This window comes from Streptomyces axinellae, from assembly GCF_039532135.1.
In the GTDB taxonomy this organism is placed as follows: Bacteria; Actinomycetota; Actinomycetes; order Streptomycetales; family Streptomycetaceae; genus Streptomyces; species Streptomyces axinellae.
This window is the reverse complement of record NZ_BAAARJ010000058.1, coordinates 1-2605: the sequence shown is the minus strand read 5'-3', so window position 1 is coordinate 2605 and position 2605 is coordinate 1. Positions and strand designations below refer to the sequence as shown.

1 protein-coding gene is annotated in these 2605 nt (G+C 60.4%); it reads left to right on the top strand.

All coding sequences use genetic code 11. The annotated features are described in order from the left end of the window. The first annotated feature begins 388 nt into the window (after positions 1 to 388). Positions 389 to 2428: an NACHT domain-containing protein gene (locus tag ABD339_RS33375; protein WP_344570930.1), complete on the top strand. Its 2040-nt coding sequence runs from the start codon at positions 389 to 391 to the stop codon at positions 2426 to 2428. The last annotated feature ends 177 nt before the right edge of the window (positions 2429 to 2605 follow it).

Sequence of the window (2605 nt, the reverse complement as noted above, 5' to 3'; positions counted from 1 at the left end):
CTGCCAATGATGAACGAGGTCGTTAGACCCCTCGCTGGGATAGAAGCCCTCTGAGCTGCCAAGAGGCTCGGCGCCGATCGCCACCACCCGATCGAGACTCCCGGCTCGACGGACACTCAAGTCGGGACTGGCGCAACCTCCACGGCTGTGTCCCATTTATTGGATGGGACACGGGAAGGTGGGGGATAGATATTGTGTCGGCATGGGCACCAGAGGGCATCGTCGTGTTCGCGCGGCTTTATGGGGGGCTGGCGCAGCTGTAGGGGTTCCGATCGTCTGGGGACTGCTATGGACGGCAGAAGCGCTCCGCAGTGGGCACCTCGACGTCGGCGACCAGGCAGGAGTCCTCGGATTCGGAGCCGCCGTAGCCGGGTTGCTGGTTAGTGTCGTGTCGCTCCTGGTGGCCTGGCTCAGCTATCGAGTCGATCAGCAGAGCAGCATGGGCGAAGTCACGACACTTGCGGATACCTTTGCCGTATCGGTGCAGGCCGAGTGGGAGACCGAATTGCGGCTGCGCCGGCTGAACGACCCCTACCCCCTGCCTGTTGCCTGGCATACCGCGCCGGCAGAACTGGCCGAGCCGTGGAACGCCATGGCCGCTCGCCCGGGGGCCCGGCTCACGGGGGGTACTGAGGGTTTGGCAGGACAGTACGAAGAGATCGGAACGCTGTTCCGCGACCGATTGCCGTTCCGGCGACTGATTCTTCTAGGCGAGCCCGGTTCCGGAAAGAGCATGCTCCTCGTGCGCCTTCTGCTCGATCTCTGCGCGGAGCGAAGGGGCGGGGATCCCGTTCCCGTCCTGTTCTCCCTCTCTTCCTGGAACCCTGCGACCGAAGAGCTCGGTCGGTGGCTGGAGAGGCAACTGTGTATCCACCACCCGGCGCTTGCCGCGCGGCACGGCGGCGTCACAGGAGCTCGCGCGCTGCTGGACCACCGACTTGTCCTACCACTACTAGACGGCTTCGACGAAATGGCCCCGCATGCACAGGCTGTCGGACTGGATGCCCTCAACCAGGCGCTGCCCGTCGAGCGGCCTTTCGTGCTCGCCAGCCGGACGGCTGAGTATCTCAGTGCGCTGGAGCCGGATGACGGAGTGCCGGTGCGCTTGAACGGCGCCGCAGCGATCGTCCTGGAACCGCTAGATACCGCTACGAGCAGTGCCTACCTGATCCGTGATGCCGGTGGCGCCCACAGTTCGGCGACTGGTAGATGGGCGCCCGTATTGACCCGTCTCGGTGCGAATTCGCCTGCTGCTGCTGCGTTGAAAACGCCTCTTGCCCTGTTCCTCGCGCGGACGATTTATAATCCACGGCCCGGTGAGGGGTGCGATGGGTTGCCGGATCCGGGTGAGATATGCGATGAGAGTCGTTTCCCCGATGCAAGTGCTGTGCATATTCATTTGTTCCGGTCCTACGTGCCAGCGGCCTATCGGCCTCATCCGCAATCTCCCTGCCCTTGGAGTGCTGAGCAGGCGCAGCGGTATCTTGCCATACTTGCCGGTCAACTTGAGCGGCGCGGCAGTGGAACGGAAATTGCCTGGTGGGAGCTAGCGTCAGGACCGTCCCGAGGCATTATGGTTTTCCTTAAAGTGATCGCCCTTACAGTGCTTACCTTCCTCTGCTTCGGTTGCATTCTATTGATTGAGGGCATCAAAGATTACCAATTGTACGGCCCGGTGTACGGCTATGAATGGAACGACTTCATGGAAGTGTCGCTCGATCAGATGGGGGCAGGTTTTCTTGCCTCCGTGATTCTCTCTTTGGTATTTGTTCTACTACTTCAAGTTGCGGGACGTGAGGTTCCGGCAGTCAAGTTGCGCTGGCGGCCAACCCGCTCTTCCCTCCGTCGAACGGCTCTTGTCGGATGCGGAGGAGGAATCTTCATTGCTTCTATTGCTTTCGATCTGCCTGACAGGATGGCCGGTTTCCTTGTTTCGGTATTTCTGGCGAGTATGCTAACAGGGTGGCAAGTGGCCCCCATGGATATCACGAGGAAAACTTCGCCTCTCCATGTGCTCAGTGAGGATCGCAGGTCCCTTGTTGCCTTGAGCGTGCGAATGGCGTTCCTTGGCCTGCTCGGCGGCCCATTGGTATTCGCTGTCATCATATTGATCAATTGGGTCGATCCAAGCAGCTGGTCGAACTTCACTCCGGTGCACCCTTTCGAAATTGTAGCCATCTCGGGGCTCGGTCTGAGTGTGAGTATGCCATTCACTGCCGCCATCGCTCTGCACAGAACTGCGTCCGCGCCGTGGTTTCTCGTGCGCCACTACTACGCCTTTCGGGGCCTACTTCCTAGGGACCTCCTTGCCTTCCTGCGGGACGCACACGAGAAGCGCGGCGTGCTCAGGCAGGTCGGTGCCATCTATCAGTTCCGCCACATCCATCTTCAACAGCAGTTGCGCGTCAATTCTTTTGATCCTCGCTGAGTGAACCCGCCTCAGTGATCGGATAGTTGCGACTTTCTCGGCGGTGCAGCATGCTCGCTTTCCGTGGCGAATTGATACGCCGTCTGATTTTTCCTGCAAGTCTCTTCAATGATGGTCCTGGCCCGCGCCCGGTGCGACGCTGTCCGCACCCGTCAGTACTACGCTTTCCAGGTACAC